Annotated in this window: 1 protein-coding gene; it reads left to right on the forward strand. The window is 75.6% G+C overall.

Translation table 11 applies throughout. From position 1 onward, the window contains the following. Window positions 1-558 (forward strand): sterol desaturase family protein (locus tag MXD58_RS24415; protein WP_250610013.1); only part of this gene is annotated, 558 nt, incomplete at its 5' end. Between the last annotated feature and the right edge of the window lie 102 nt (window positions 559-660).

The following is a 660-nucleotide window of genomic DNA, read 5'->3' on the forward strand; positions in this document are numbered from 1 at the left end:
CCCGTGCTGCTCGGCTGTGTGGGCGCGCTCGCCGCGATGCGCGCGGCGCGGGGGCCGTGGCGCGTCCGTGACGCCGGCGTCGCCGCCGCCGCTGTGGCCGCCCAGCCGTTCGTCGAGTGGGGCGTGCACCGTCTGTTGCTGCATGCCCGCTCCGGCAGTCGCTTCGGCGCGGTCGGCTACCAGCTCGCCGGCTACGGCCACGAGCAGCACCATCGCGACCCGACCAGTCTCGACACGATGTTCCTGCGCCCCCGAGAAGTGATCACCGGGACGGTCCTCGCCACGGTGCCCGCGCTGTTCGGGCCGTCCTGGGCGGCGACGGGGACGCTGTGCGCCGGCCTCGGCGTGCTCGCCTACGACTGGACGCACTTCCTGCTCCACACCCGGGTGCCGCCGCGCTCGGCGTACTACCGGCGGCTGTGGCGCGGCCACCGGCTGCACCACTACCGCAACGAGCGGCATTGGCTGGGGGTGACGAGCCCGCTCGGCGACCTAGTGCTCGGGACGAACCCGCAGCGCGACGCCGTCGAGCTCTCCTCACTGGCCCACAGCGGCTAGCGCGACCTGCTCCTACCGTCCTCCGCCGACCGGGGTGGTCACCGCGGCGGCGGGCTCGATCGCGGCGCCCGCCCGCACGGCGGCGGCACCGCCAACCGGGCC

The organism is Frankia sp. AgKG'84/4 (assembly GCF_023242965.2).
In the GTDB taxonomy this organism is placed as follows: domain Bacteria; phylum Actinomycetota; class Actinomycetes; order Frankiales; family Frankiaceae; genus Frankia.